This is a genomic window from Streptomyces sp. NPDC056883 (assembly GCF_042788835.1).
GTDB classification, from domain to species: domain Bacteria; phylum Actinomycetota; class Actinomycetes; order Streptomycetales; family Streptomycetaceae; genus Streptomyces; species Streptomyces stoeckheimensis.
Genome location: NZ_JBHUBS010000001.1, coordinates 694,332 through 719,781 on the forward strand (window position 1 = coordinate 694,332; position 25,450 = coordinate 719,781).

Below are 25,450 nucleotides of genomic sequence, written 5' to 3' on the forward strand. Positions count from 1 at the left end.
AGCCCGCGCTCGGACCCGTCATGGTCGAGGTCCGCGGAGTCCACAAGAGCTTCGGACCCCTGGAGGTGCTGCGCGGGGTCGATCTGACGGTCCGCGCCGGGGAGGTCACGGTGATCCTGGGGCCCTCCGGCTCGGGGAAGTCCACCCTCCTGCGCACCATCAACCACTTGGAGAAGGTCGACCGCGGCTGGATCAGCGTCGACGGCGAGCTCATCGGCTACCGGGGTCACCGCGGGAAGCTGTACGAGCTCAAGGAGAAGGAGGTGCTGAGACAGCGCACGCACATCGGGTTCGTCTTCCAGGACTTCAACCTGTTCACGCACCTCACCGTGCTGGAGAACCTCGTCGAGGCCCCGGTCTCCGTGCTGCGCCGGCCGCGGGAGGCGGCCGGGGCGACGGCCCGCAGGCTGCTGGAGCGCGTGGGCCTGAGCGACAAGGCGGACGCCTACCCGCGGCAGCTGTCCGGAGGGCAGCAGCAGCGGGTGGCCATCGCCCGGGCGCTCGCGCTCCAACCGAAGGTGCTGCTCTTCGACGAGCCGACCTCGGCGCTCGACCCGGAACTGGTCGGCGAGGTTCTGGACGTCATCAAGGACCTGGCCCGCACCGGCACCACCATGCTCGTCGTCACCCACGAGCTCGGCTTCGCCCGGGAGGTCGCCGACACCGTCGTGTTCATGGACGAGGGTGCCGTCGTGGAGCAGGGACCGCCCGGGGCCGTCCTGGACGACCCGCGGCACCCCCGCACCCGCGGCTTCCTCGCCAAGGTGTGGTGAGGGACCTAGGGGGTGTCTTGTCGGTCGGGCCCGGCCTGATCGGCAAGACACCCCCTAGGGATCAGCCGATGAGCGCCTCGGTGATCTGCCGGGTGGTCTGCGCCGCGACGCGGGGGTCGGTCGCGGCATGGAAGGTGTAGGCGTTCAGGCCGGTCGCCAGGGCCCAGCCGCGGCCGCGCAGCCAGGTGGCCTCGTCCACGCCGAGGCCGTCGCGGAAGACGGCCCGGCTCGGGGCCGACATCAGGGTGAAGGCAATGGTCAGATCGCGAGCCGGGTCGCCGACGCCCAGCCCGCCGAAGTCGATGACCGCGCTGAGGCGGCCGTCGACGGTCAGCAGGTTGCCGGTGTGGAAGTCCCCGTGGAACCAGACCGGAGGCCGGTCCCAGCCGGGCGCGTCCAGTGCCGCCTCCCACAGGCCGGTCATGGCCGCCGCGTCGAACACGCCGGAGACCGCCTCGATGGCGGCCCGCGTCGCGCGGTCCCGGTCGGCCAGCGGAGAGCCGGTCAGGTCCGCGGGGGCGGATCCGGTGCGGAGGTCGGGGGAGGTGAACCGCTGCAGGGCGGTCAGGAACCGGGCCAGTGTCCCGGCGGCCGTCGGGGAGTCGGCCAGCGCGGAAGCGGTCGCCACTTCCCCCTCCAGCCAGCGGGACACCGACCACGGCCACGGATAGCCGAAGCCGGGTCTGCCCACGGCCACCGGGACCGGGACGGCCAGCGGCAGGTGCGGGGCGAGCCGGGGCAGCCACTCGGCTTCCTTGGCGGCCTGCCCGGCCACCCCGGGCCCGCGGGGGAGCCGGACGGACAGCTCCCGGCCCAGCCGGTAGATCACGTGGTCGGATCCGGCCGGATCGAGGAGACGGAGGGGAAGCCCCGCCCACTGCGGGAACTGCGCGTCGACCAGGCGCCTGACCAGCGCCGCGTCGATGAGGGGACGGGCCTCCTCGTCCGGCAGGGCCGCGGTGGCCGCAGACGCCGCCGGGGTGGCGGTGCCCGCGGTGGCTTCCGCCGTCGTCTCGCTCGTCAAGAAGCGCTCCCGTGCCCGGCCCGCTCCGGACGGCGGGCGTTCGGAGTCATCCCACCGCGCCGGGGCCCGCCTGTCGACCGGTTTCCGGCCCCGGGCGGCTATGCGGTGGGGTTCGCCGCCGCCGCCGCCGCCTCCTTCTCCTCCTCCTCCTTCTCCTCCAGCCAGTGCGGTGTGCGGAAGGCCGCGCCGCCGTACATCGGGAGGGCGATCGATTCCCCGTACCGGGCGAGCTGGTTCCAGGGCCGGTTGAGGCCGGTGGAGCCGTAGCGGCGCACCCGGGTGACGGTGTCGAGGTCCAGTACGTCGATGAGCACCTCCTCGCCGGGGCCGGCCTGCTGTCGGACGGTGCCCTCGGGGTCGACGATCGTGCTGGCGCCGACCCCCGCGGGGTCGGCGGCGTTGACGTTGACCACGTAGACCTGGTTGGTCCAGGCGTTGGCGCGGGCGCAGACCAGTTCCATCTCCCGGTCCCGGGTGGGTGTCAGGGTGGGCTGGATGACGATCTCCGCTCCCAGCCAGGCGAGTTGGCGGACCGTCTCGGGGAAGGAGCCGTCGTAGCAGATGGCCAGGCCCGCCCGCCCGATGCCGGGGAGGTCGAACACGGTGAACTCGTTCCCGGGCCGGGCCCTTTCGTACGGCTGCCAGGGGAAGACCTTGCGGTAGCGGGCGACGATCTCGCCCTCGGGCGAGACCGCTATGGCCGTGTTGTAGACGTGGCCGTCCTCCGCACGCTCGTAGAGGCTGCCCGGGACCAGCCACAGCTCGGTCTCCCTGGCAAGGGCGCAGATCCGGTCGGTGAGCGGTCCGGGGATCGTGACGGCGGCCCGCTCCATCCAGTCGTCGGGGGCGGGGCGCAGCAGCGGGCCCTCGGCGGCGAGCAGGAGCTCGGGGGCGACGACGAGCTGGACGTGGGGGAAGAGCTCGTGCGTGGCGCGGACCTGGTCGCTGAAACGCTGCCAGCTCGCTTCGAGGTCGTGGGCCACGGGCGTGGTCTGGAGTGCGGCGATGGCGAGAGTGCGCATGGGTGTGGTCAGTCCTCGGTGATGGTGAGCGCGGCGACCGACGTGCGGCCTTCGCGGAAGAAGCGGCGGAAACGGGTGCGGGCGATCAGCAGGGCCAGGGCGCCCGCGGCGAGGGATCCGGCGCCGAGGAGGAAGACTCCGCCGACGCCGTGGAAGGAGGTGCTGCCGTAAGCGGGGTCGTACATGTCGTAGGCGCTGCGGGCGAAGGCCGCCAGCATCAGCAGGCCGCCCAGCAGGGGCAGGACGCCGCGCAGCAGGAGGTCGCGCGGGGAATCGCGCAGGCTCCGCCGGAAGTACCAGACGCAGCTCAGGGCGGTGGTGCCGTAGTAGCAGGCGATGAGCAGCCCGACACAGAGGACGGCGTCGCCGAGGAAGTCCGCGGAGACGAGCCGGAGCAGGATCAGCGTGCCGGCCGCCGCCGTTCCGCAGGCCAGCGTCCCGAAGGCGGGCGTGCGGTGCCGGGGGTGGATCCGGGTGAAGGCGCGCGGCAGGGCGCCGTGGGCGGCCATGGACAAGGTGCCGCGGGAATTGCCGACGAGGCAGGTGAGCAGGGCCGAGACCGCCGAGACGCAGACGGCGAGCTCCATCACCTTGGCGAGTGCGCCGCCGAGTACGGGAGGCGCGAGGGTCGTGAGGACGTCGGCGGCGTTCTCCGGGTTGCCGAGGCCCAGGCCCGTGGTTCCGGTACCGGCGAAGCTGATCGCCGCGAACGCGGTGAACAGGTAGGTGCCCAGGAGCAGGAGCGTCGAGATGACGGCGGCCTGCCCGGCCACGCGTTCGCCGTCGCGGGTCTCCTCGTTCGCGGCGAGCAGCGAGTCCCACCCCCAGTAGATGAACAGGCAGAGCAGGACGGCTTCGGCGAAGGGCCCGAATCCGTCGAAGGCGCTGGGGTCGAGCCATGCCGGGGAAGGGGTGACGGCCCCGTCGCGGGCGAAGGCGGCCGCGCCGAAGCCGAGCAGGGCCGCCAGTTGCAGGCCGAGGAGCACGTACTGCACGGAGGCGGCCAGGTGCAGTCCCCGGACGGAGACCAGGGTGCACGCGGCCAGCAGGAGGAGGGCGGTCGCCGTGACGACGACGTCGTCCTCGGCGAGGGAATGCAGACCGAGCAGGTTCAACAGGTACACGGCGCCGACCTGGGACAGGGCGGTCATCGCGATGAGGGTGGCGACGATCACGACCCAGCCCCCGGTGAACCAGCCGGCCACCGGCCCGAAGGCTCGGGTGGTCCACACGAAGTTGGTGCCGCAGTCCGGCATCTCGCGGTTCAGCTCGCGGAAGGCGAAGGCGGTGAGCAGGATCGGTACGAATCCCAGGAGCAGGGCGGCCGGAGCCAGGTCTCCCACGGCGAGCGTCACGAAGCCGAGGGTGACGGCGATGCTGTACGCCGGTGCCACCGACGACAGCCCGAGGGTGACGGAGGCGAGCAGGCCCACGGAGCCGCCGCGCAGCCCCTTGCCGACGGGGGCGGGCGCCGGCCCGGTTCTGGCCCCGGTGTCGGTCGGGTTGGTCATGGTGCCTCCTGGAGGCCGCAGGTGTGGTGCGCAGAGCGTGAGGCGCCGCGTTAAACGCAGATTTAATGCTCGACTTCCTGGACCGTCAATGGTCTGGGCGATATTGTTAAACCCAGATTTAGATGATCGATGTCTGGAGGGCATGGCGTGGCAGCCAGGAAGGGGACCGGCAAGGAGAACCGCCGGACCGAGCTGGGCAAGGCGGTGGAGCGCGCCGTACTGGTACGCGGACTGGAGGGCCTGCGGCTGCGCGATGTCGCCGACCAGGCGGGGGTCACCCCCGCCGCGGTGCTCTACTACGGCGATCTGGACGCCCTCGTCCACTCCACCTACCAGGAGGCCATCGAGCGCTACAGCAAGGAGCGCGAGGAGGCCGCGGACCGCTTCGACGACGCCCGAGACAAACTGCGGGCCTGCATCGACCACGGAGTCGCCGGCGGCCCCGACGACGCGCTGACCCGGCTGCTCTTCGAGTACTGGCCGCGCTGCCTGCGCGACGCCCGGGCGGCGGCGCTCGACAGCGCCCTGACGGAACGCCAGATCGCGGTGTACTCCGGCATCCTGGTCCTCGGCCAGGCGCAGGGACACTTCCTGCTCCAGGATCCGCCGCGCCTGCTCGCCGCGAACTTCGTCGCCATGGAGGACGGTTACCAGATGGAGGTGCTCGCCGGACGGCGCACGCGCACCGAGGTGATCGCCGCCCTGCGCTCCTACGCGCGGGCCGTCACGGGTCACGAGCTGACCGGGCACGAGGAGGCCGGCCCGGCCTGACCGCGGCACCGAGGCCCGGACGCGCCGCCGGCCCGCCTCGTGACGAGGCGGGCCGGCGGCCATCATGCGTGCAGGGCGTCCCGTTGGCGGCGACGCCGTTGGCGGGTCAGGGGCAGGTGGCCAGGAGGACGGAGACCACCGTGCAGCTGGCGGTCGCGCCGTCGTTGAGCGGGTTGGGGTCGGTCGGCGCGGACGCCGTACGGGTGGCGGAGACCGTGACGCGCCCCAGTGAGAGCAGGCCCAGCGGTACCCGGAAGGTCTTGGTGGCGGTGGCGCCGTTGGCGATGGTCCCGTAGGCGCAGGTCACCGTGGATCCGGCGGCCGTGCAACCCGGGGACAGGGTGTTGGCGGAGGCGCCCGACGGCAGGGTTGCGGTGAGCGTGGCCGAAGTGACCGTACCGGGACCGGTGTTGCGGGCGGTCAGGGTGTAGGTGAGGTAGGGGACCAGCAGGCTGAGGCCGGGCTGTGCGGTCAGGTCCACGTCGATGTCGGCGGGCGGGAGCTGGTACGTGTACCGGCCCGCGCCGGTCACCGCGCTGGTGCCGCCGGCCGTGGTGACCTGGACGTCCACGGGGCCCGCGGCGTGGGCGGGCGCGGTCGCGGTGCAGGACGTGGGGGTGCAGGAGAGGCCGGTGCCCGGGTTGCCGGGGCCGAAGACGATCGCGGTGGCGCCGTCCAGGCCGGTGCCGCCGACCGTGACGACCGTACCGCCGGCCGTCGTGCCGACGGCGGGGCTGAGCGAGGTCACCACGGGGACGGGGACGTAGGTGTAGCGGCCCGCGGGGGACGGGGCGCTGGTGCCGCCGGGAGTGGTGGCCCGGACGTCCACGGTGCCGGTGCCTGCCGGAGCGGTGGCGGTGCACGAGGTCGCCGTGCACGCGACGTCGGTGGCGGGGTTGTCCGCGCCGAAGGTGAGGACGGCGCCCGACAGGTTCGTGCCCGTGACCGTCACGGCCGTACCGCCGCCCGTGGGTCCGGCGGCCGGGCCGACGGAGGTGACCGTGGGCGGCAGGGTGAAGGCGAACACGATCCGCCCGTCACCGGCGTTGGCCCCCTCGGTGAGGGTTACGGACGAGCCCGCAACCGTCCCGGAGACCAGGCTGGACCCTCCGCCGCCCCCTCCTCCGCCACCACCGGTGCTGCCGTATCTGCCACCGGCTCCGCCCCGGCCTCCGCCGCCGTACCCGGCTCCGCCGCGGCCGCCGGCGCCCGTCGGGCTGAACACGCCCTGGCCGGCGGAGCCGCCGGAGCCGTTCGGGAAGGCGCCCGGGGAACCGTTCGGGCCCTCGTTGTCCGCTCCGGCACCCCCGATTCCGGCAGCCCCGCCGGCCGTGTCGGTGCCCGGGCCGCCGCCCGTACCGCCCTGCGCATCGGGGACCAGGCCGTTGCCGTCAGCGCCCGCGCTGCCGCTGTCACCGCCGGCCGCTCCCCGGTAGGCGGGGGAGCCGATGCCCGCTCCGCCCGCCCCGCCGCCCGAACCGGCCGTCAGTAGAGGCGCGTTGGCGGCGGTGGTCACCGCGACCAGAGCGCCGCCGGAACCCGGCACGCCGAACTGTGCGCTCGCCGTGCCGTTGGCGCCGCGCCGGCCGACGGTCACGTTGAAGGTCTGCCCGGGCGTGGCCGGGACGGTCGCGACGAGGTGCGCGCCCTTGCCCCCGGCGGTGCCGTCGGCGGCGTTCCCGCCCCCGGCGCCGTCCAGGGTCACCGCACCGACGGAGACGCCGTCGGGCACCGTGACGCTTCCGGAACCCCCCGCCGAGCAGGTGATCGTGGTCGTGGCACCCACCAGGACAGGGGCGGCGCACACCCCCTCCGCCGACGCCGGGGGCGCCAGAACCGTCAGGCCGCCCGCGGCCAGCGCCGAGGACGCGGCCACCGCCAGCAGCCGGCGCCGCCACCGGGCGCGCGGACCATGTAACACAGCAGTCGAAGACATCGAGTCTCCCCCTCTCGCCTCCGTCCGGCAGCGGCCGGAGTCGCATACTCCCGGGAAGCCGCGGCCGGACGCTTCCGTACGACGGACCGGAGGGCAGCTTCCTCCGGCGGTGCCGCCCGTTCGCCGGTATTCCGGGGCCGGTTGGAAGGACCGCGGCCCGGTGATACCGGCGGAAGCATCGCAGCGGCGGGGGCGCGGCGGGCGCCAAATGCCGGATCGTCCCGCCAAACCGTTGGAAACCCCGAAATCGACCACCGGACTCGTACGAATTTCCGAGAAGATACGAGGTTGCGAGGTTACGAAGTGGCGGGGTCGAGGAGCTGGGGGCCGTTGTTGCGGACGCTGTTGACGGCGGTCGAGACCGCGGTCACCGCGAGGCGGCCGCCGGCGGGGGTGTGGAGCAGGGCGCGGAGATCCGTCGTGTCCTCGTGCGAGGGGTCGAGCCAGGCCTCGTAGTCGCCGGGGTCGAGGGCGAGCGGCATCCGGGGATGGATGCGGCCGGCCGCGTCCGTGGCCTCGGTGGTGATGATCGTGGCCGTGGTGAGCCAGGCGTCCGGGTCGTCCCGGTCGGCGACGGCCGGGTCGCGCCAGAACTCGTACAGCCCGGCCATGGCCATGACCGAGCCGGTCTCGGGCCGGATGAAGTAGGGCTGCTTGTAGGCCTTGGCCGTACCTGCGGCGGGTACGGCCACCCACTCGTAGAAGCCGTCCGCGGGGAGCAGGCAGCGGCGTTTGGCCAGGGCCCGCCGGAACGCGGGCTTCTCGTGGACGGTCTCCACCCGCGCGTTGATCATCCGTGATCCCACGCCGGGGTCCTTGGCCCAGGACGGCACCAGCCCCCACCGCACCGGGCGCAGCTGCCGCCCGAGCTCGCCGGTGTCCCGGTCGGCGCGCTCCAGCACGGCCCACACCTCGTCGGTGGGCGCGACGTTCCACGAGGGCCCGAGCTCCCGGCCGGGATCGAGCCGGGCATCGAAGAGCCCGGCGAGGTCCTCGGGGGCGCGGGAGGAGGCGTATCGACCACACATGCCTCCACTGTCCCACCCTTCCCGGGTCGGAGGGCCCGAGCGCGCCGCACGGGGACGGCGCGCCCGGGCCGATGTCAGTGCCGGGTGGGAGGATCGCGCCCATGTCGATGCCCTTGCCCCTGCCTCAGCCTGACAACCTGACCTCTCTGGTGCTGCGCACCCACTTCGGCGAGGAGGCGGCGTGGGACGCACTGCGGAGCGCGATCGACGGTGCCACGTTCGTCAGCGACCGCCGCTTCGCCGAGGCGGATGTCCAAGCCCTGGCGGACGCGGCGGCGGCCGCCGAGGAACGCGAGTGGTTCAATCACCTGTTCATCGCGGACGCGGCCGCGATGGCGGATCCCGTCCACCCGCTTCTGGCCGTGGACCTCTGGGTCGAGCCAGGGCGGACGTTCAGGGTCCCGTCCCGGTGGTTCTTCGACGTGTCGGCCAACCTCGGCCTCGCGAACATGTACTTCGAGGAGTTCGCCGAAGCCGCCGACGGATCAGGGACCTTCCGCGGCTTCGGCCCGCACTGACGGCTCGCCGTCCGGAGCGGGCTCAGGCGGCCCGGGCCCGGGTGGAGACGGTCACCCGGTCGACCCGCATCGGGTGGCCCGGTTCGGTGTCCGGGCCCGGGGTTGCGCCGTCGGCCAGCGGGAGGCCGCCGCCGATGGCCACGTTGAGGATCAGGAACAGACCGTGGTCCACCGCCCGCTTCCACGTGTCCGGGTCCATCCCGGAGGCGGCCACCCGGTGGTGCACCCGGCCGTCCCGGTACCAGCGCACTTCCTCGGCGCCGGGGGAGCGGTCGACCTCGACGGCGTACGTGTGGAACCCCGTACGGCAGTCCCCGCACGCCTGCGGCCCCGAGCTCAGGCCCGCCGGCTCCCGGCACGGGCCGCCTTCGAGGGTCCCGCAGTGCATGGTCGCGAAGACGCTGTCCCGGCCGTTGACCGATTCCATGATGTCGAGCTCCCCGATGCCGGGCCAGCCCGTGTACCCGTCGCGCAGCGGCGCCCCGAGGGTCCAGAACGCCGGCCAGTAGCCGGCCGCCTTGGCGCCGGTCACCTCCGGCAGGGCGATCGCGGCCTCGATCCGCAGGATCCCGCCGGCCGGGGCGGCGAAGTCGGAGCGCCGGGTCTCGATGCGGCCCGAGCGCCACGCGCCGTCCGCGCGGGTGGGGACGATCTCCAGTGCGCCCTTGCCGTCGAGGCGGACGTTGTCCGTCGAGTCGGTCATCGTCTCGATCTCTCCCGTGCCCCACTGGGCGGCGGGGCATCCCGGATAGCACGTGCCGGTGTCGTGCAGCCAGTCGGCCGATGACGGCGGGCTGCCCGCGGGACCGTCGAACTCCTCCCGGAACACCTCGGTCCAGCCCGCGGGCCCCGCCGCCCCGGACGCGGCCCCCGCCCCGCCCACGGCGGGCAGCAAACCCGCATCCGTGAGCAGCCGTTCCAGCCGGGGGGTCAGGACGACGACCGCCACGTTGGTCAGGTGGGCGTCGTCCCGGTAGAGGAGGATGCGGTCCAGCACGGCCGGGCAGGTCGGCCCCTCGCCCGGGCAGAGGACCGGGTTCACGCTCACGGCGCTTACGCCGGGCAGGGCGCCGGCGGCGATCCGCTTGGCCAGCGGATCGGGCTGCTGGGCGTTGGTTCGGCTGAACGCGCAGGCCGCGGGCTCCTCGGGGCTGCCGGAGACGCACGCGGGGACGTCCGTACCCGGTACGGGGGTGTCCTCGACGTAGACGATCGGCGCACCGATCGCCCGCAGGGGTGCGAGGGTCTTCTCCCAGGCCTCGGCGAGGAGTCCGGAATCGGCCGTGTACCGGTTGAGCGAGGAGATCACGATGAGCCGCGGCTTCGGCTGCTGCCGCAGCCGCTCCAGGGCGTCGGCGCGCCACGTGTCGCACTCCCGGTAGGCGCGGCCGAGCTGCGGACTGTCCACCGCGAGCTGCGGCAGGGGGCAGCCCTGCTTCACCAGCTCCTGGAGGGCCCAGCCCCGTTGCGCGGCCATGGCCAGCATCGCGGAGAACCACTGGCCCGCGTGCGAATCGCCGAGCAGCACGATCCGGTCCGGGCTGTCCACCGCGCCGAACAGGCAGTCCGGGCTGCGGGTCACGGACGGGGCCACCTCGCAGGCCCCGTCCGGCGGGAAGTCCTTGCGCGCCTGTGCGGGGCCGGGCACGACCGGGCCGGCGCCCAGCGGCGCGGAGCCCGTACGGGCGAGCAGGTTCGGTCCGGAGGCGGCGCCGGGGGGCAGCCCGCCGAGCTGGACCGGCGTTGCCGGACCCAGCAGGTTCAGCGTCGTGGTGCCCACCACCAGCGCGAGCACCACCGGCAGGACCACGGCCGTGATGCCCACCGACAGCCCGCGGCGCGGGAATTCGGAGACGGTGCGGCTGCGGCGCAGCGGCTGCTCGACCCAGCGCATGGTGGCGTAGGCGGGCAGTGCGGCCGCCAGGGTGAGCGCGGCCTTCACCGGCCACTCCTGGGGGCCGAAGCGGGCCTCGGCGAGGACGAGCACCGGCCAGTGCCACAGGTACAAGGTGTAGGAGAGCCGACCCACCGCGCGGGGAGCCCGCCCCGCGAGCAGCCGGCCGATCCCGTAGCCGCCCGGCGTGCTGCGCTCGCCCCGGCCGGGGATCGCGGCGAGGATGACGGCCGCCGCCCCCAGGGTCGGTACCAGGGCCGCGTGGCCGGGGTAGGGCGTGGCCGCGTCGTACGCGAAGCTGCTCCAGACGATCGCCGTGATCCCGGCCCAGCCGCACAGCAGCCGCAGCGGGCGCGGGCCGCGCATGAGGTGCCAGGGCAACAGCGCCACCAGCGCGCCGACGCCGAACTGCCAGACCCGGGAGGGCGTGGCGAGGTACGCGAGCGAGGCGGAGTGGTCCGTCCAGCGCAGGGACAGCGCGAACGAGGCGAGGACCACCGGTACGGCGGCCAGTGCCACGGCGGCCCGCACGGCGCGGCCACGGCGTACGGCCCGGGCCGCGCCGAGCACGATCAGGGCGAGCAGGGGAGCCCAGAGGAGGTAGAACTGCTCCTCGACGGCGAGGGACCAGAAGTGCAGGAGGGGGCTCTGCTCGTGCCCGGCGGCCAGGTAGTCGGTCCGCTGGGCGACGAACCGCCAGTTGGCGGCGGAGAGCGCCGCCGCGACCACGTCCTGCTCCAGGTCCGCGCGGCGCAGCGGTACGGTCAGCCAGGCCCCGGCCAGGGCCACCGCGCCGAGGACGACCGCGGCGGACGGCAGGAGCCGGCGGGCCCGCCGGGAGAAGAAGTCCAGGAGCCGGATCCGGCCGGTGGTGACGGCCTCGCGGACGAGCAGCCCGGTGATGAGGTAGCCGGAGACGACGAAGAAGACGTCCACGCCGACGAAACCGCCCGCGAGCCCCGGAACCCCGGCGTGGAAGGCGAGGACCGCGACGACGGCGACGGCGCGCAGCCCCTCGATGTCGGGCCGGAACGCGGACCGGTGCGGGCTGGGCCCGGACTCGCCGCCGGAGCGCGCCGGGGAGGACGGTTCGGGAGGTGGGGCGGGGGAGGTCAGGGAGGAGGGGACGGGGACGGGGGAGTGCATGGTGGTTGTCGAGCCTTTCAACTCAGCCAGGGAAGCATGGGGTTGACCCACCCGGATGCCAGCAGGCCGGTGAGCAGGAGCACCGCCGAGGCGGCGAGGGTCTCGGGCCAGCGGCGCGGCAGCACGCCGGTGGAGGCGCGGCCGGCGAAGGCCCGTACGAGGCTGCGCGGGCGGCCGCCGGCCGCGGCCGGTGCGGCCCCGGCCGAGGCCTTCCCGGAGGAGGTCGCGGAGGCCGCTGTCGGCCGCAGCTCGGAGATCAGGTCCCGGACCAGCGGGCCGTTGATCTGGCACTGCACGAGGAAGTAGAGGAGTAGACCCCAGGTGGGCTCCCAGCCGTTGCGGGCCACGGCCAGCGCCAGACCCGCCGCGGCCGCGCCGTTGGAGAGGACCAGCCAGACCAGGGAGACGCCCACCACCCGGCGGGCCATGCCGCCGGAACGGGCGGGCCCCCGGGTCCCGGTGGGCACCCAGTCGGCGCTGCGGCCGCGCAGCGTGTGCAGGAAGGCGGTGGCGGCGGCGACGCTCGTCAGGACGTTCGCCCGGATCACCTCCACCCGCCAGCGGGTCCTGCTGATCCGCGGGAGGAGAACGTGCCAGAGCCACAGCGGGGCGAGCAGCGGCAGGACGTGCCAGGGCCGGATGTCGTCCGGGTACCAGAACATCATCACCAGCGGCGGCAGCGGCGCGGCGAAGGTGTTCACGGCGGCGGCCAGGTAGCCGACCACGCCCTCGTAGAAGCACAGCCGCATCCGCCAGGGCGCGCCCATCGTCCGCAGGACGGGCGAGGTGAGCAGGTGGAGGTTGCCCATCGCCCACCGGTACTGCTGGTTGACGAAGGAGGTGACCTCGTCGGGCGAGGTGCCCTTGGCGACCAGCACCGGTACGTACAGGGTGCGGAACCCCTGCGCGTGCAGGGCGAGGCCCGTGTACAGGTCCTCGCTGTGGTCGAGGCGGGCGAAGCCGCCGGCCAGGTCGATGGCGGCGCGCCGGTAGACGGCGTTGCTGCCGCAGCAGATGGCGGCGTCGCTCGCGTCCCGGGAGGGCTGGATCCAGCGGAAGAACCACTCCTGGGCGGAGCCCGCGGCCCGCTGGATCCAGCCCATGGTCCCGTCGGTGTCGAAGCACTGCGGGCTCTGCACGATCCCGACGGCCGGGTCGGCCAGATAGGGCACGAGATGGCGCAGGAAGTCCGGCCGGGGCGCGAAGTCGGCGTCGAGGATGGCGATGAACTCGGCGCTGCTCAACGTCAGGGCGTGGTTGAGGTTCCCCGCCTTCTTCAGGTGGCCCCGGTCCGGCCGGACGACGTACTCGTACCCGTACGAGGCCGCCAGCGCGGCGACTTCGGGACGGTCGGCGTCGTCCAGGACCCATGTGGTCAGCGCGCCGGGCCAGTCGACGGCCGACACCGCGCGGTAGGCGTTGTCCAGGACGGGCAGCGGTTCGCCACAGGTCGGCAAGTACAGGTCCACGGTGGGCAGTCGGGCGGGCTGCCAGGCGCGGACGAGCACCTCGTGCGAGGGCCGGGTCAGCCTGCGCTGGCGCAGGCTGTTCACCGAGGAGAGGGCGAGCGCCACGAGGTTGAGCCCGAGGACGGCGAGGAAGGCCCACAGGGCCGGAGTGCGCAGCGCGAAGGTGAACATGGTCGCCGCGGTGAAGACGAAGGCGAGGCTCGTGCTGATGAGGACCCAGCGTCGTTGCGGGCCGAAGTACCAGTAGAGCTCCTCGTCGGAAGGAGGTTGCGGAAGATGATGAAAGGTCATAAAGCCCCCCACGGCTGTTTATGCGCCCGTTTCAGATGGCCACCATAGCGCCAGAGGTATAGACCATTTGTTTCCGCACGACCAACACGTGCAATCGGCCACGGGATTGGCGCATCTCAGGTGGTCCAGACCTTTGCTCCGGCCATTCGACCGGCCGCACCGCCTCCCGCCGGGAAGGTGCAGGTCACGGGGGAGTGAACAGACACCGAAGACTTGCACGGCCCGGCGGACGGGCTCGTGGTGCAGGACGACGAGGCCGGACTGCGGGACGCCACCTGGGTCCTGGACGGGACCGCGGTGCGCGCCGCGGCCTTCCGGGCCCGGCCGTTCTGGAATTCAGGGGTGTGAGGCGCAGCCCGTGACGCGGGTGGGGCCCGGGGGCCTCAGGCGCCCGTCGCCGTCGCCACCGTCCGGGCCGGGTCCTCGTACACCGGGTCGAGGGCCAGGAGGGCGCCGCCGCGGGCCGGAGCGGTGAAGCCGAGGGTGGACAGGAGCAGACGGCAGCCGCCCGTGTCCGGGGCCATCACCCGTTCGGCCATCAGCCGCTCCACGCGCGGGGCCAGCCGGTCGCCGAAGTAGGTGAAGTAACCGCCGAGCACCACCGCGCGCGGGTTCAGGACGTCCGCCAGCAGCGCCAGCCCGAGGCCGAGACCGTCGGCGATCCGGTCCAGGGCTTCCAGCGTGCGGGCGTCCCCGGCGGCCGCCCGCCCCTGGAGATCCGTCAGCCGGGCCTCCAGGTCGAGGGAGGGGTCGTGCACGGGATCCTCGGGGGCGGCGGCGTGCCGCAGCAGGGCCGTGAGCCCGACCATGGTCTCCCAGCAGCCCCGGCGCCCGCAGGCGCAGAGCGCGCCGCCCGGATCGAGCGGCATGTGGCCGATCTCGCCGGCGAACCCGGCGGCTCCGCGGTGGAGCCGGCCGCTGCTGATGATGCCGCCGCCCACGCCCGTCTCGCCGGTGACGTAGATGAGGTCGTGGATGCCGGCCGCGGAGGCCTCCACGTACTCGGCCACCGCGCCGAGTTTGGCGTCGTTCTCCAGCTGCAGCGGGGGCGCCCCGCGCCCCAGGCGGGCGCGGATCCCGCTGACCGCTTCGACGCCGTGCCAGCCGATGTTCGCGGCGTAGACGACGGTGCCCGCGGTGATGTCGACGACTCCCGGGGCGGCTACCGTGACCCCGGCCGTGGCGATCCCGGCGGCGTCGAGGGTGGCGAGGGCCTCGCGGACCAGCTCGGCGGCGCAGTCCAGAACGGCCTCGGGCTCGGCGCCGCGGACGTCCATGGCGACCCGCCGCTCGAAGACGGTGTCCCCGCCCAGGGTCAGGGCGACGGCGGCCAGGTAGTCGACGTTGATCTCCAGGCCGATCCCGCACAGCGCGCGGCCGTCGATCCGTACGCTCTGGCCGGGACGGCCGACCGAGCCGTCCCGCTCGGCGTCCCCCTCGCGGAGCAGGCCGAGTTCGATGAGCTCGGTGACCAGGCCGGTGACCGTGGGGCGCGGCAGCCCCGCGTCATCGGCGATCCGCGCGCGCGAGCGCGGTCCGGCGTCGCGCAGGAGGCGCAGCACGAGACCGAGGTTGGCCCGGCGGATGGACGCCCTCCCGGCGGGCCGCGCCGGGCCGTTGATCACGACGGGTCCGATGCCGGCGTCACCCCGCCCGCCCTCGTCGCCGCTGCGCTGCGTGCTGCGCGGATCAGTCCTCACCGGTGCTCCTCACTGCCGTCCCCGAGAGTCTGCCACCCACGGGCCCCGGCCCCGCCTCCGCGTAGGGGAGCGGATGCGGAGGTGAATGCGGTCCGCCGGGGTTGACGGGACCCTCATTAATTCAGATCCTAACCAAACTAATTGCTCGACGGTGCATCCGGCCGCGAGCTGACGGCGAGGAGGCCGACGGCGTGAGTGCCCGGTACCACCTGCGGTTCCAGATCCATCCGTACGAAGGCACGGCCGCCGTCGCGGCCACGGCGGCCGAACTCGCCAAGACCTGCACCGACGCGGGCGTGGCGGAGGTGGTGCTGCTCCTGGGGGCCGAGGAGCATTTCACCGGCCACCTCTCCGGACCCGAGGAAGACCTCTGGTACGAAGCGACGGCCCTCGCGCAGGAGGTCCTCCTCGGCGCCGGCCTCGACGTGAGCCTCAACCCCTGGGTGACCACCGGCCACGCCGACCGGGGCCGCACCGACACCCACGGCTTCGCACCGATGGTGTCCCCGACCGGGAAGGTCTCCGCGGCCCAGGCCTCCTTCGCCTGCCCGCGCTGGCGCGCCTGGCTGACCGGGCACTACGGACGCTTCGCCGAACTGGGCTTCCGCGTGCTGTGGCTGGAGGACGACTTCCGCTTCCACAACCACGCCCCGCTGGACTGGGGCGGCGGCTTCGAACCCCTCATGCTGGACCGGCTGGCCGCCCTGGCCGGACGCCCGGTCCCACGACCGGAACTCGTCGCCGCACTCACCGCCCCCGGCTCCCCGCACCCGCTGCGCGCCCTGTGGCAGCAGGTCTGGCGGACCGCGCAGCTGGAGGTGGCCGCACAGGTGGCCGCCGAGGTGCACCAGCGTTCGGCCGGCCGCTCCCGCACCGGGCTGATGAGCTCGGGCCTGGACGCCGCGTCCGTGGAGGGCCGGGACTGGGGAGCGCTCTTCGGAGTCCTGGCGGCCCCCGGAGGCCGCGCCGTGCACCGCCCGCACTTCGCCCCGTACGCGGACGCCCCCGGACGAGAGCTCGCCCGGCAGCTGTGGATGTCGGAACTGCAGCGCTCCCTGCGGCCGCAGTCCGTGGACAGCGAGCCGGAGATCGAGAACTGGCCGCACACCGCCTGGTCCAAATCCGATGTCCAGACCTGGTCGGAGATGGTCGCCGCCCAGCTCTCCGGAGCGGACGCCCTCCTGCTCAACCTCCATCCCATGCACGGCGCCCGCCCCGGCAGCCACCCCGGGATCGCCGAACTGCTCCGCCGCGCCCGCCCCGCGCTCGACCTCGTCCACCGGCAGCACCCGCGCGGGCAGCGCACCCTCGGCGTCGGCCTGCCCTTCGCCCAGGACGCCGCGGCCCACGTGCGGGCCCACGGCGGAGACCTCGCCGAGCTGGCCGTCGACCCGGGCCCGGCGGCCGAGTTCCTGCTCCGGTACGGAGTACCCGTGACGGCCGAACCCGCCCCGGTACAGGCCCTGTTCGGCCCGTCGGCCTGGGCCTTCGACGATCAGGCGGTACGGGCCCTGCTGGCCGGAGGCCTGCTGCTCGACGGGACTGCCGCGGCGATCCTGCACCGGCGCGGCTTCGGACCCCTCATCGGGCTGACCGACGCCGAACCGGTGGACCGGGAGGCCCCGGCCACCCCCGGCGGGCCGGGCCCGTACGCCACCGAGCACCTGTGCGCCGCAGCGGGCGAGGACCTCGCGGGCCTCCTCCTCAGCGTCAACACCCAACCCGCCCTCGCCCGGCTCCGGGAGGCACCCGGGGCACAGCGCTGGAGCGAGGTCCGCACCCCGGACGGCCGCGCCTGGGGGGCGGGCCGCACAGTCTTCACCAACACCCTCGGCGGACGCGTCGCCGTACTCGCCGCGACCGAGCCCCACACACTGCCCGCCGACGACCAGGCGCAGCGGCTGCTGCACCGCACGGTCCGCTTCCTGGAGGGGGACGCAGCCCGCCTGCCCCTGGTCAGCGGCGGCCCGTACCTGATCCCGCACCTCTCACACGCCGACGGTGTCACCACCCTGACCGTGGCCAACGGCTGCCAGGACCCCGCCCGGCCCGTGGTGGACCTGCCCGCGCTCCCGGACGCGGTCGCGGTCGCGGCCACCGTCCTGGCGCCCCTGGCGGAGCCCCGCCCCGCGGACACGGGCCGGCGGGGACACACCCTGCGCCTGGACTCCGAACTCCCGCACCGCGCCTGGGCCGTCCTGCGCTGGTGACCCACCACCGGGCCGGTCCTGGCCCGGCCCCGGCCCCGAGGCAAGCCCACCGTCAGGCCCGCGCAAGGCCTCGTACCGCCCTGCAAGGCCCCGTACCGCCCGCACCGCAAGGACCCCGTACCGGACCCACCACCAGGGAGTCCCATGAGACCGCTCCGCCCCGCGTCCCTCCTCTGCGCCGCCGTCCTGGGCCTCGGCAGCACGCTGATGGCCGGTACCGCGCCGGCCACCGCCACCGCGGCCGGGACCGTCACCATCGCCTCACCCGCCCTCGCGGTCCAGGTCGACACCGCCTTCCCCCGGGTCGTCCAGTACACCGACCAGGCCACCGGCGCGGTCCTCTACGGCAACGAGGACACCCTCACCCAGGTGAACCTCAACGGCTCCGCGCAAACCCCGACCGTGACCAGCAGCGTCGCCGCCGACCACGTCGACTACACGATGGCCTTCGCCAACGGAGACACGGTCAAGGCCACCCTGTCCGTCAGCGGCAGCGCCCTCACCTTCGCCGTCACCTCGATCGCCGACGGCGCCGTACCCGTGACCTCGCTGTCGATCCCGCAGCACAACCTGGTCTCGGTGCGCAGCGTCCAGCCCGGAGCCGCCGTCGAGACCACCCGGATGAACACCAACACCACCGGCACCGGGGACACCTTCACCGCGCTCACCGCCGGCACGACCGCGGACGCCGCCCCGCAGGGCGCCATGTACGCGATCCTCAACACCGGTTCCCTCGCCGCCTCGATCGCCACGAACTCGTACTACGACAGCCCGTCCGGCCAGAACGCGGCGGACAGCGGCCGGATCCAGAAGCAGACGGTGGCCAAGTCCGGCTACCGGCGGGCCGGTCTGTGGAGCGGCGACTGGCTGCACCGGGCCGCCGGCGCACCGGGCACCGAACCGCTGCCGTACGCCAAGGTGGTGGTGAGCGGCGACCGCAACGCCGACTCCACCGTGGACTGGCAGGACGGGGCCATCGCCTTCCGCTCGATCATGAGCAGCCCCCAGGGCTGGCAGGACACCGCCCGCCGCGTGGTGCAGCGCATCCCGTACAACTTCGCCTCCCAGGCCACGCACCCCTTCCTCCAGACCCTGGACGAGACCAAGCGCGTGGCCCGGGCCACGGACGGGCTGGGCCAGTTCGTCCTGCTCAAGGGCTACGGTTCGGAGGGCCACGACTCGGCCCACCCCGACTACGGGTTGGTCGGCACCCGGCAGGGCGGCGCCGCCGACCTCAATACCCTCGTCGCGGCGGGCGCCGGCTACAACGCCGACATCGGCGTGCACATCAACGACACCGAGGCCTACCCGGTCGCCCGCACCTTCGACCCGGCGCTCCTCAACAACGGCGGGGCCGACAAGGGCTGGGACTACCTCGACCAGTCCTACCACCTGAACTACCGGCTGGACGGCACCAGCGGCAAGCGCCTGGCCCGCCTCCAGGAGCTCAAGGCGGTCGCCCCGGACCTGAAGTTCCTCTACGTGGACACCTGGTACGGAGACGGCTACACCTCCCAGGCCCTGGCCCGCGAGATCAACGGCCTCGGCTACCAGCTCACCACGGAGTTCCCCGACAAGTTCGAGGACCAGTCCCTCTGGTCGCACTGGGCCAACGACCTCAACTACGGCGGCAGCAACTACAAGGGGGTCAACTCCCAAGTGGTGCGCTTCATCCGCAACCAGCAGCGCGACGACTGGATCGCCGGAGACCCGCTGCTCGGCGGCGGCACCCTGACCGCCTACGAGGGCTGGCAGGGCAGCAAGGACTTCGCGAACTTCCTCACCACCACCTTCACCACCAACCTGCCCACCAAGTACCTTCAGGGCTTCACCATCCGCAAGTGGGCGGCGAACCGCATCGACTTCGACGGCGGAGTCAGCGCCACCCTGAACGGAACCACCCGCACCATCAGCAAGGACGGCCACCCCGTCCTGATCGGTGACAGCTACCTGCTGCCCTGGAACCAGAGCGGCGAATCGAAGCTCTACCACTGGAGCGGCGCGGGCGGCACCTCCACCTGGAACGTGCCCGCCTCCTGGGCCCAGAACGGCACGGTCAAGCTGTACAGGCTCACCGACCAGGGCCGGGTCCCGGTCTCGGACCTCCCCGTGACCGGCGGCAAGGTCACCGTCACCGCCACCGCGAAGACCCCGTACGTCGTCTACCCGTCCGCGGCCCCCGCGCAGGCGGACGCCGGCTTCGGCGAGGGCGGCCCCGTCCGGGACCCCGGCTTCACCTCCGGCGACCTGTCGAAGTGGACGGTCAGCGGGTCCGCGTCCGTCACCCGCAACGCGGTGGGCCAGTCACAGCTGACCGTCGGACAGGGCGCCACCTCCGTCTCGCAGCAGCTCACGGGCCTGACGCCGGGGACCTACGCGGCGAGCGTGTACGTCTCCACCGCCACCGGACGCAAGGCCACCCTGGCCGTGACCCCGGCGGGCGGCACCGAGCAGAGCGCCTACGCCACGAGCTCCCCGTACAAGAACAACGTCGGGGCTGACGAGAAGAACGGCAGCACCATGCAGCGGATGCGGGTGCTGTTCGACGTCCCGTCGGGACAGTCCACCGCCACGCTGGCCCTGCGCGCCGACGGCGCGGCGGGAACGGCCGGCTTCGACGACGTGCGGGTGGTGCGCACGGCCCGCAGCCCGCAGGGCGGCCACACCTTCGCGGAGGACTTCGAGAACGTCGACTCCGGCTGGTACCCCTTCGTCGTCGGTCCGGCGGGCGGTAGTACGGCCGACCCGCGCACGCACATCGCCCAGCTCAACGCCCCGTACACGCAGGCCGGCTGGAACGGCAAGCTGATCGACGACGTGCTCTCCGGCGGAAACTCCCTCAAATCCCACGAGGAACGGCCGGGGCTGCTGTACCAGACCATCCCGCAGACCCTGCGCTTCGAACCCGGCCACCAGTACAAGGTGACCTTCGCGTACCAGCAGTCCGTGGCCGGGGACTACGCCTTCACCCTGGGCGCCGGCACGGCCCAGGTCTCCTCCGACACGCTGCCGCAGGCCCGGACCACGAACACCTTCACCAAGACCTTCACGGCCGGGGTGGACGCCTGGATCGGCATGCGCAAACTCACGGCGGAGACCTCCAACGCCGACCGGGACCTGGTCGTCGACGACCTCACGGTGGACGACCTCGGGTCCACGACCTCGCCCAACCTGGCCCTGAACAAGCCGACCACGGCCTCCTCGGTCCAGTCGGCGGACTACCCGGCGACGGCCGCCACCGACGGCAGCGCCACCAGCCGCTGGTCCTCGGCCTTCGCCGACCCGCAGTGGATCCAGGTCGACCTGGGATCCGTGAAGAGCGTGAACCGGGTCGTCCTCACCTGGGAGGTCGCCTACGGCCGCGCCTACAAGGTGCAGTTGTCGGACGACGGGACCACCTGGAGGGACGTGTACTCCACCACCACGGGCGACGGCGGTACGGACGAACTGACCGGGCTGAACGGCAGCGGACGCCACCTCCGGGTGACCGGCACCCAGCGGGCCACCGGCTACGGCTACTCGCTGTGGGAGGTCGAGGCCTACTCCTGACGGCACACGGCACACGGCACACGGCACACGGCACACGGCACACGGCACACGGCACACGGCACACGGAAGCGGCCCCCGTCCCTCCGAGGAGGGACGGGGGCCGGTGTGCCGTCAGGGCTCAGAAGCGGCTGGAGACGGTGGCTCCGGCGAAGTCCTGTGCGGCGTGCAGGCTGACGTAGAGGTAGCCGGCCGGGGGGTTGTTGATCGTGAGGGTTTCGGTGTTGCCGGTCTGGGCCGAGCGGGCGGTGTAGTTGCTCGTGGTGGCCCAGGTGGTGGGGCTGTAGTAGAGGTCGGCGTTGCCGGTGCCGCCCGAGACGGTGATCTTGAGGGAGGCGGTGCCGGCCGGGACGTTCACGTAGAAGTAGCGGTAGTTGCCGGCGGTGGCGGAGACGTTGGAGCGGCTGCAGTCGGCGCCCAGGACCCGGATGTCGGCGTCCGCGCACTCCACCTGGGCCGTCCCGAACCGGGTCGAGACGGTGACGCCCGCGAAGCCCTGGACGGCGTGCAGGCTGATGTAGACGCGTCCGGCCGCCGGGTTGTTGATGGTCAGCGACTCGCTGTTGCCGCTCTGCGCCGAGCGGGCGGTGTAGTTGCTGGTCGTGGCCCAGCCGGTGGGGCTGTAATAGAGGTCGGCGTTGCCGGTGCCGCCCGAGACGGACACCTTCAGGGAGCCGGTGCCGGCCGGGACGTCCAGGTAGAAGTAGCCGTAGTTGCCGGTCGTGGCGGAGACGTTGGAGCGGCGGCAGTTGTCACCCAGCACCCGCACGTCGGGGCTGGTGCATTCGCCGGGCCCGGCGGTACCGACCGTGACGGCCTTGCTGGTGGTGGCGGTGGCGCCCTTGTTGTCGGTGACGGTGAGCTTGACGGTGTACGTACCGGCCGCGGCGTAGGTCTTGGCCGGGTTGGCGGAGGTGGAAGTGGTGCCGTCACCGAAAGTCCAGGCGCGGGAGGCGATGGTGCCGTCCGCGTCCGTGGAGGTGTCGGTGAAGGTGACCGCCAGGGCGTTCACGGCGGCGGTGAACCCGGCCACCGGGGCCTGGTTGACCGGCGGGGTGGTGCCGCCGCCGCAGTCTCCAGCCGCGCACTTGACCAGCCAGGCGGCGAAGTCCGCGTCGTAGCGGGTGCCGATGGTGGAGGTGAGCAGGGTGCGGGCGGCCGCCCAGTTGCCGGTGCGGTAGTGGCCGAGCAGCGCGGCCACGTCCTGCGGGTGCGACTGGATCAGGTAGCGCACCGCCAGGTAGCCCCACTGGTACACACGGGTGGAGTCGGAGTTGTCGTAGGTGGTGTCGAACAGCGTGCTGAGCTTGTAGGTGTTCTTGCCCGCCTCGGTGACGGCGCGGTCGTAGGTGACGCCCCGGTACGAGTAGGAGATGTACTCGGCGAAGCCCTCGACCCACATCACGGTCGGGGTGGTCATGCCGGCGTCGAAGTCGCCGTACATGTCGAAGCGGCCGTCGAGGTAGTGGGTGTACTCGTGGTTGAGGTTCCAGATCTGGAACTCCGGCCGGACCCACTCCGCCTCGTAGGCGATGAAGCGCGGCTGGTTCCCGGTGGCCGAGGGGTCGCCCTCCAGGTACATGCCGCCATTGTTGGTGCTGATCCCGAAGATGACGCCGGCGTAGGTCTGGTAGTCGGCGCTGGAGTCGAAGGCCACCACCTCGAGCGCGGTGTTCTTGTCGTTGGCGACCGGGCCGCCGTCCTTGGCCACGTTGTGGAAGAACGCGTCCTGGTTGGCCAGGCTGGTGCAGCTCGCGCCGAGCTCGGCGGCGGTCATCTGCTGCGCGACGATCCGCAGGCTGGGGCTACAGGTGTGGTTGACCGTCAGGACGGCGGCACGCACCCGCGCCGGCAGGTCGCAGGTCCCGTAGTAGGAGCAGTTGGCGGCGTCGTAGGAGGTGGTCATCTCGGCGAGCGGCACCCAGAGGGAGGCGGTCCGTCCGGTGATGGAGGTGCGGTCCAGCAGCTGCTTGACGAGCGGCCGCACGGTCGCCTGGAGCGTCGAGTGCTGGAGGAAACGGCCCAGTTCCCGGCCGGCGTTGGCCGTCAGGTAGCTCTTGTCCGTGCCCAGGAGGTTGTCGTGGGCCACGGCGAAGTCGCGCAGCACCGTGAGGATGCCGGGGTCGGCCTGTACGGCGGGCAGGAACTCGGCGGTCTGGTGGCCGCGGAACAGCACCGTGTAGGCGTTGTTGACGGCCGCGACCATCGACGGGGAGCTGTCGTACGAGGAGTTGTAGCCGGTCAGCAGCCGCTTGACCACGCCGAGGTAGCGCGCGTTCTCCTGGGCGCTGTCGATGAGGATGACCGACTCGCCGAGGGTCGGGCCGTTGGCATCGGTCACGTCGGCCGCGCGCGGAGCGGCGAAGAACGTGTCCAGGGCGCCCCGAATCGAGCTCTTCAGGGCCGGCCCGTAGGTGCCGACGGTGGACTCGTTGTACCACTGCACGTAGTAACCGGCGCGTAGGAAGAGCACGAGCTGCCCGGTCTTGGTGCTGTTGTCACCGGGGTAGTTGGCGGCGACGGTGCGCAGGGCGTCCGCCACCGAGACCATCTGTGCCTCGCGGAAGGCGGCCTTCGCGTCGTTGCCCTTGAGCAGGAACAGCGAGTTCACGCAGTCCATCTCGGAGGCCTTGATCTGCTGGACCAGCGCGGCCCCGGTCTTCGAGGTGAAGTCCGCGACGTTGCAGGCCGCGGCGAGGGCATCGGCCGCGGCGGCGGCGCCGGGAGCCAACTTCGCTTTGGAGGACTGCTGTTCGGTGCGTGCGGCTTCCTTGGTGGCCCGGAGAGGGGCGCGCTCGGACAGGTTCGCGTCCGGGCGTGCGGCGTGCTCGGCCCTGAGGGCGGCGGCCGCGGCGGCCGGGGTGGAGGGCTGCGGGGCCGCGCCGGACCTCGGGGCCGGAGCGGGTGTGGCGGGCTTCGGTTCGCGCGCGAAGGCCTGGCCGGCGGGGGCGAGCATCGTCAGGCCCAGACAACAGGCCAGAGCGGCTATCAGGGGCCGGGCACGGCCCTTCGTGGTGGGGGAACTGCGCATGAGGGGTGGGCCTCCGAGCCGGTCTGCGGCCGCGCTGGCAACGCGGCGGACGAGGGGTGCGGACCGTGTCGTCGACGGGAGTTGGTGGGGATTTCAACTCTGTCGTGTACACGGCTATGCAGTGTGCGATGTAACATGGCACACATCACATGGCTCTGGAAGTCCCCGCGGAGCAGTTCTCGGTACCTGAGTGACCGTCAGGTCGGGATTCGGCAGTAGGCCTGTCCGGTTCGGCCGGGGTCGTCCCGGATTACCGTCGGAGCGACGGCGGGGGACACCACATGCGCGCCGTGCCGGGCCCGCCCATACTGGGGAGCGTGAGGCGTACTCGTACGGTCTTGCTGTGCATCGCCGGTCTGATGGGCGCGGCCCTACCGGCGGGGACGGCCGCGGGCCTGGAGCCGGCCGCCGCGACCCCCGCGGCCCCCGGGGCCTGCGTGAACTCTCCCGGCCCCGCCCAGGGCGACGCGCTCAAGGTGCTCACCATCGCGCAGCAGGCCCAGAAGGAGTTCGGCCTGAACGCGGTGGTCCTGCGGGTCTCCTCCGCAGAGGGCGAGGTGCTCACCACGGCCCTCGGGGAATCGATGACGAGCGTCCCGGCCGAGCCGTCCATGCAGTTCCGTACGGGGTCCGTGGCCATCGTCTACATGGGCGCCGTCCTGCTCCAGCTCGTCGAGGAGGGCAAGGCCTCGCTCGACGACCCCGTGTCCCGCTGGCTGCCGGACGTGCCGCACGGATCCGAGATCACCCTGCGCATGCTGGGCAGTTCCACGTCCGGCCTGCACGACTACGTCACCGACCCGGCCTTCGTCGCCGAGTTGGAGGCCAAACCGTTCCGCAAGTGGACGGCGGCCGAGGTCATCGGCATCGCCACCGACAAGCCGCTCCTCTACGAGCCGGGCACCAACTGGAGTTATTCGCACGCCAACTTCGCACTGCTCGGCGAGGCGCTGGAGAAGATCAGCGGCCTCCCGCTGGACCGGCTGCTGAAGGAGCGCGTGTACGGACCGCTCGAGCTGAGCGCGACCAGCAACCAGTACACTCCGCAGATCCCGGAACCGGTCCTGCACGCCTTCACCTCCGAGCGCGGCACCTACGAGGAGTCCACCTTCTGGAACCCCTCCTGGACCACCACGCCCGGCGCGGTCCTCGTCCAGAACATCTGCGACCTGGACCGGTCCGCGCGCGGCATCGGGACCGGCGAGCTGCTGTCCGCGAAGTCCTTCAAGACCCAGCTCGACCCGGGCACCATCGGCCTCGGCCACCCGACGGCCTCCTGCCCGGACAGCGTCTGCCTCCTGACCAACACGGCGGCCCACCACTTCGGACTGGGCGTGATCGTCGTCGACGACTGGATCCTGACGAACCCGTCCTTCTCCGGCTACGCGGCGATCCAGGCCTACTTGCCGGCGGAGAAGCTCGCCATCTCCGTCACCGTGACCCAGGGCCCCAAGAGCCCCGCGGGCAACTCGGCCCAGACCATAGCCGAACGCATCTCCGCCGCCCTCGCGCCCGGACACGAGCTCAAGATGCGCTGACCTGCGGGGGCTTGGAAGGCACCGCGCGTGCCGCGTCGCTAC

16 protein-coding genes are annotated in these 25,450 nt (G+C 72.8%); 7 read left to right on the forward strand and 9 right to left on the reverse strand.

Going from position 1 to position 25,450, the window contains the following annotated elements; all coding sequences use genetic code 11:
• The first annotated feature begins 20 nt into the window (after positions 1–20).
• Positions 21–773, forward strand: coding sequence for an amino acid ABC transporter ATP-binding protein (locus tag ACFRU2_RS03235; protein ID WP_382967826.1), 753 nt, complete (start codon positions 21–23; stop codon positions 771–773).
• 61 nt (positions 774–834) lie between these two features.
• Here ACFRU2_RS03235 and ACFRU2_RS03240 read toward each other — a convergent pair whose 3' ends face one another.
• The 3 genes from ACFRU2_RS03240 to ACFRU2_RS03250 form a co-directional block, all read right to left on the reverse strand.
• Complete coding sequence (locus tag ACFRU2_RS03240) at positions 835–1,725, reverse strand: aminoglycoside phosphotransferase family protein (RefSeq protein ID WP_382967828.1); 891 nt, start codon at positions 1,723–1,725, stop codon at positions 835–837.
• A gap of 170 nt (positions 1,726–1,895) precedes the next feature.
• Positions 1,896–2,819: a carbon-nitrogen hydrolase family protein gene (locus tag ACFRU2_RS03245; RefSeq protein WP_382967000.1), complete on the reverse strand. Its 924-nt coding sequence runs from the start codon at positions 2,817–2,819 to the stop codon at positions 1,896–1,898.
• An 8-nt stretch (positions 2,820–2,827) separates the two neighbouring features.
• Positions 2,828–4,330: an APC family permease gene (locus tag ACFRU2_RS03250; RefSeq protein ID WP_382967002.1), complete on the reverse strand. Its 1,503-nt coding sequence runs from the start codon at positions 4,328–4,330 to the stop codon at positions 2,828–2,830.
• Positions 4,331–4,477: 147 nt separating this feature from the next.
• On the opposite strand from ACFRU2_RS03250, the gene ACFRU2_RS03255 reads away from it, so the two are divergent.
• Positions 4,478–5,101, forward strand: coding sequence for a TetR/AcrR family transcriptional regulator (locus tag ACFRU2_RS03255; protein ID WP_382967003.1), 624 nt, complete (start codon positions 4,478–4,480; stop codon positions 5,099–5,101).
• A 106-nt stretch (positions 5,102–5,207) separates the two neighbouring features.
• Here ACFRU2_RS03255 and ACFRU2_RS03260 read toward each other — a convergent pair whose 3' ends face one another.
• Positions 5,208–7,022, reverse strand: a complete 1,815-nt coding sequence (locus ACFRU2_RS03260; RefSeq protein WP_382967005.1) for an IPT/TIG domain-containing protein — start codon at positions 7,020–7,022, stop codon at positions 5,208–5,210.
• Positions 7,023–7,333: 311 nt separating this feature from the next.
• Positions 7,334–8,065, reverse strand: a complete 732-nt coding sequence (locus ACFRU2_RS03265) for an SOS response-associated peptidase (protein WP_382967007.1) — start codon at positions 8,063–8,065, stop codon at positions 7,334–7,336.
• 101 nt (positions 8,066–8,166) lie between these two features.
• Between ACFRU2_RS03265 and ACFRU2_RS03270 the strand changes: the two genes are divergently transcribed.
• The gene (locus ACFRU2_RS03270; RefSeq protein ID WP_382967009.1) at positions 8,167–8,583 is read left to right on the forward strand and encodes a DUF6924 domain-containing protein; all 417 of its coding nucleotides are present in this window, start codon (positions 8,167–8,169) and stop codon (positions 8,581–8,583) included.
• 22 nt (positions 8,584–8,605) lie between these two features.
• Here the strand turns inward: ACFRU2_RS03270 and ACFRU2_RS03275 are convergent, their stop codons facing one another.
• Together ACFRU2_RS03275 and ACFRU2_RS03280 are read right to left on the reverse strand one after the other, a co-directional pair.
• Entirely contained in the window at positions 8,606–11,623 is a 3,018-nt protein-coding gene (locus ACFRU2_RS03275; protein ID WP_382967011.1) for an SGNH hydrolase domain-containing protein, read from the reverse strand.
• A gap of 17 nt (positions 11,624–11,640) precedes the next feature.
• Positions 11,641–13,383 carry a glycosyltransferase family 2 protein gene (locus ACFRU2_RS03280; RefSeq protein ID WP_382967013.1) on the reverse strand — a complete coding sequence of 581 codons (1,743 nt, stop codon included), beginning with the start codon at positions 13,381–13,383 and terminating at the stop codon, positions 11,641–11,643.
• A gap of 213 nt (positions 13,384–13,596) precedes the next feature.
• Here ACFRU2_RS03280 and ACFRU2_RS03285 point away from each other — a divergent pair, with 213 nt between their 5' ends.
• Complete coding sequence (locus tag ACFRU2_RS03285; RefSeq protein ID WP_382967015.1) at positions 13,597–13,731, forward strand: hypothetical protein; 135 nt, start codon at positions 13,597–13,599, stop codon at positions 13,729–13,731.
• A 35-nt stretch (positions 13,732–13,766) separates the two neighbouring features.
• Here the strand turns inward: ACFRU2_RS03285 and ACFRU2_RS03290 are convergent, their stop codons facing one another.
• Positions 13,767–15,083 (reverse strand): ROK family protein, encoded by a 1,317-nt coding sequence (locus ACFRU2_RS03290; RefSeq protein ID WP_382967017.1) that lies wholly within the window; start codon positions 15,081–15,083, stop codon positions 13,767–13,769.
• Between the two features lie 191 nt (positions 15,084–15,274).
• On the opposite strand from ACFRU2_RS03290, the gene ACFRU2_RS03295 reads away from it, so the two are divergent.
• Both ACFRU2_RS03295 and ACFRU2_RS03300 read left to right on the forward strand, forming a co-directional pair.
• Positions 15,275–17,293: a hypothetical protein gene (locus tag ACFRU2_RS03295; protein ID WP_382967019.1), complete on the forward strand. Its 2,019-nt coding sequence runs from the start codon at positions 15,275–15,277 to the stop codon at positions 17,291–17,293.
• A 144-nt stretch (positions 17,294–17,437) separates the two neighbouring features.
• Positions 17,438–20,842, forward strand: a complete 3,405-nt coding sequence (locus ACFRU2_RS03300; protein WP_382967021.1) for an endo-alpha-N-acetylgalactosaminidase family protein — start codon at positions 17,438–17,440, stop codon at positions 20,840–20,842.
• A 118-nt stretch (positions 20,843–20,960) separates the two neighbouring features.
• On the opposite strand, the gene ACFRU2_RS03305 is transcribed toward ACFRU2_RS03300, so the two are convergent.
• Positions 20,961–23,870 (reverse strand): collagenase, encoded by a 2,910-nt coding sequence (locus ACFRU2_RS03305; protein WP_382967023.1) that lies wholly within the window; start codon positions 23,868–23,870, stop codon positions 20,961–20,963.
• Between the two features lie 317 nt (positions 23,871–24,187).
• On the opposite strand from ACFRU2_RS03305, the gene ACFRU2_RS03310 reads away from it, so the two are divergent.
• Positions 24,188–25,408, forward strand: a complete 1,221-nt coding sequence (locus ACFRU2_RS03310; RefSeq protein WP_382967025.1) for a serine hydrolase domain-containing protein — start codon at positions 24,188–24,190, stop codon at positions 25,406–25,408.
• The last annotated feature ends 42 nt before the right edge of the window (positions 25,409–25,450 follow it).

What these genes read in the sequence shown, in the direction of transcription:
- ACFRU2_RS03235 (WP_382967826.1), top strand. Translation starts at nt 21, where the DNA reads ATGGTCGAGGTCCGCGGAGTCCACAAGAGCTTCGGACCCCTGGAGGTG.
- ACFRU2_RS03250 (WP_382967002.1), bottom strand. Translation starts at nt 4,330, where the DNA reads ATGACCAACCCGACCGACACCGGGGCCAGAACCGGGCCGGCGCCCGCC.
- ACFRU2_RS03270 (WP_382967009.1), top strand. Translation starts at nt 8,167, where the DNA reads ATGTCGATGCCCTTGCCCCTGCCTCAGCCTGACAACCTGACCTCTCTG.
- ACFRU2_RS03245 (WP_382967000.1), bottom strand. Translation starts at nt 2,819, where the DNA reads ATGCGCACTCTCGCCATCGCCGCACTCCAGACCACGCCCGTGGCCCAC.
- ACFRU2_RS03305 (WP_382967023.1), bottom strand. Translation starts at nt 23,870, where the DNA reads ATGCGCAGTTCCCCCACCACGAAGGGCCGTGCCCGGCCCCTGATAGCC.
- ACFRU2_RS03265 (WP_382967007.1), bottom strand. Translation starts at nt 8,065, where the DNA reads ATGTGTGGTCGATACGCCTCCTCCCGCGCCCCCGAGGACCTCGCCGGG.
- ACFRU2_RS03300 (WP_382967021.1), top strand. Translation starts at nt 17,438, where the DNA reads ATGAGACCGCTCCGCCCCGCGTCCCTCCTCTGCGCCGCCGTCCTGGGC.
- ACFRU2_RS03275 (WP_382967011.1), bottom strand. Translation starts at nt 11,623, where the DNA reads ATGCACTCCCCCGTCCCCGTCCCCTCCTCCCTGACCTCCCCCGCCCCA.
- ACFRU2_RS03280 (WP_382967013.1), bottom strand. Translation starts at nt 13,383, where the DNA reads ATGACCTTTCATCATCTTCCGCAACCTCCTTCCGACGAGGAGCTCTAC.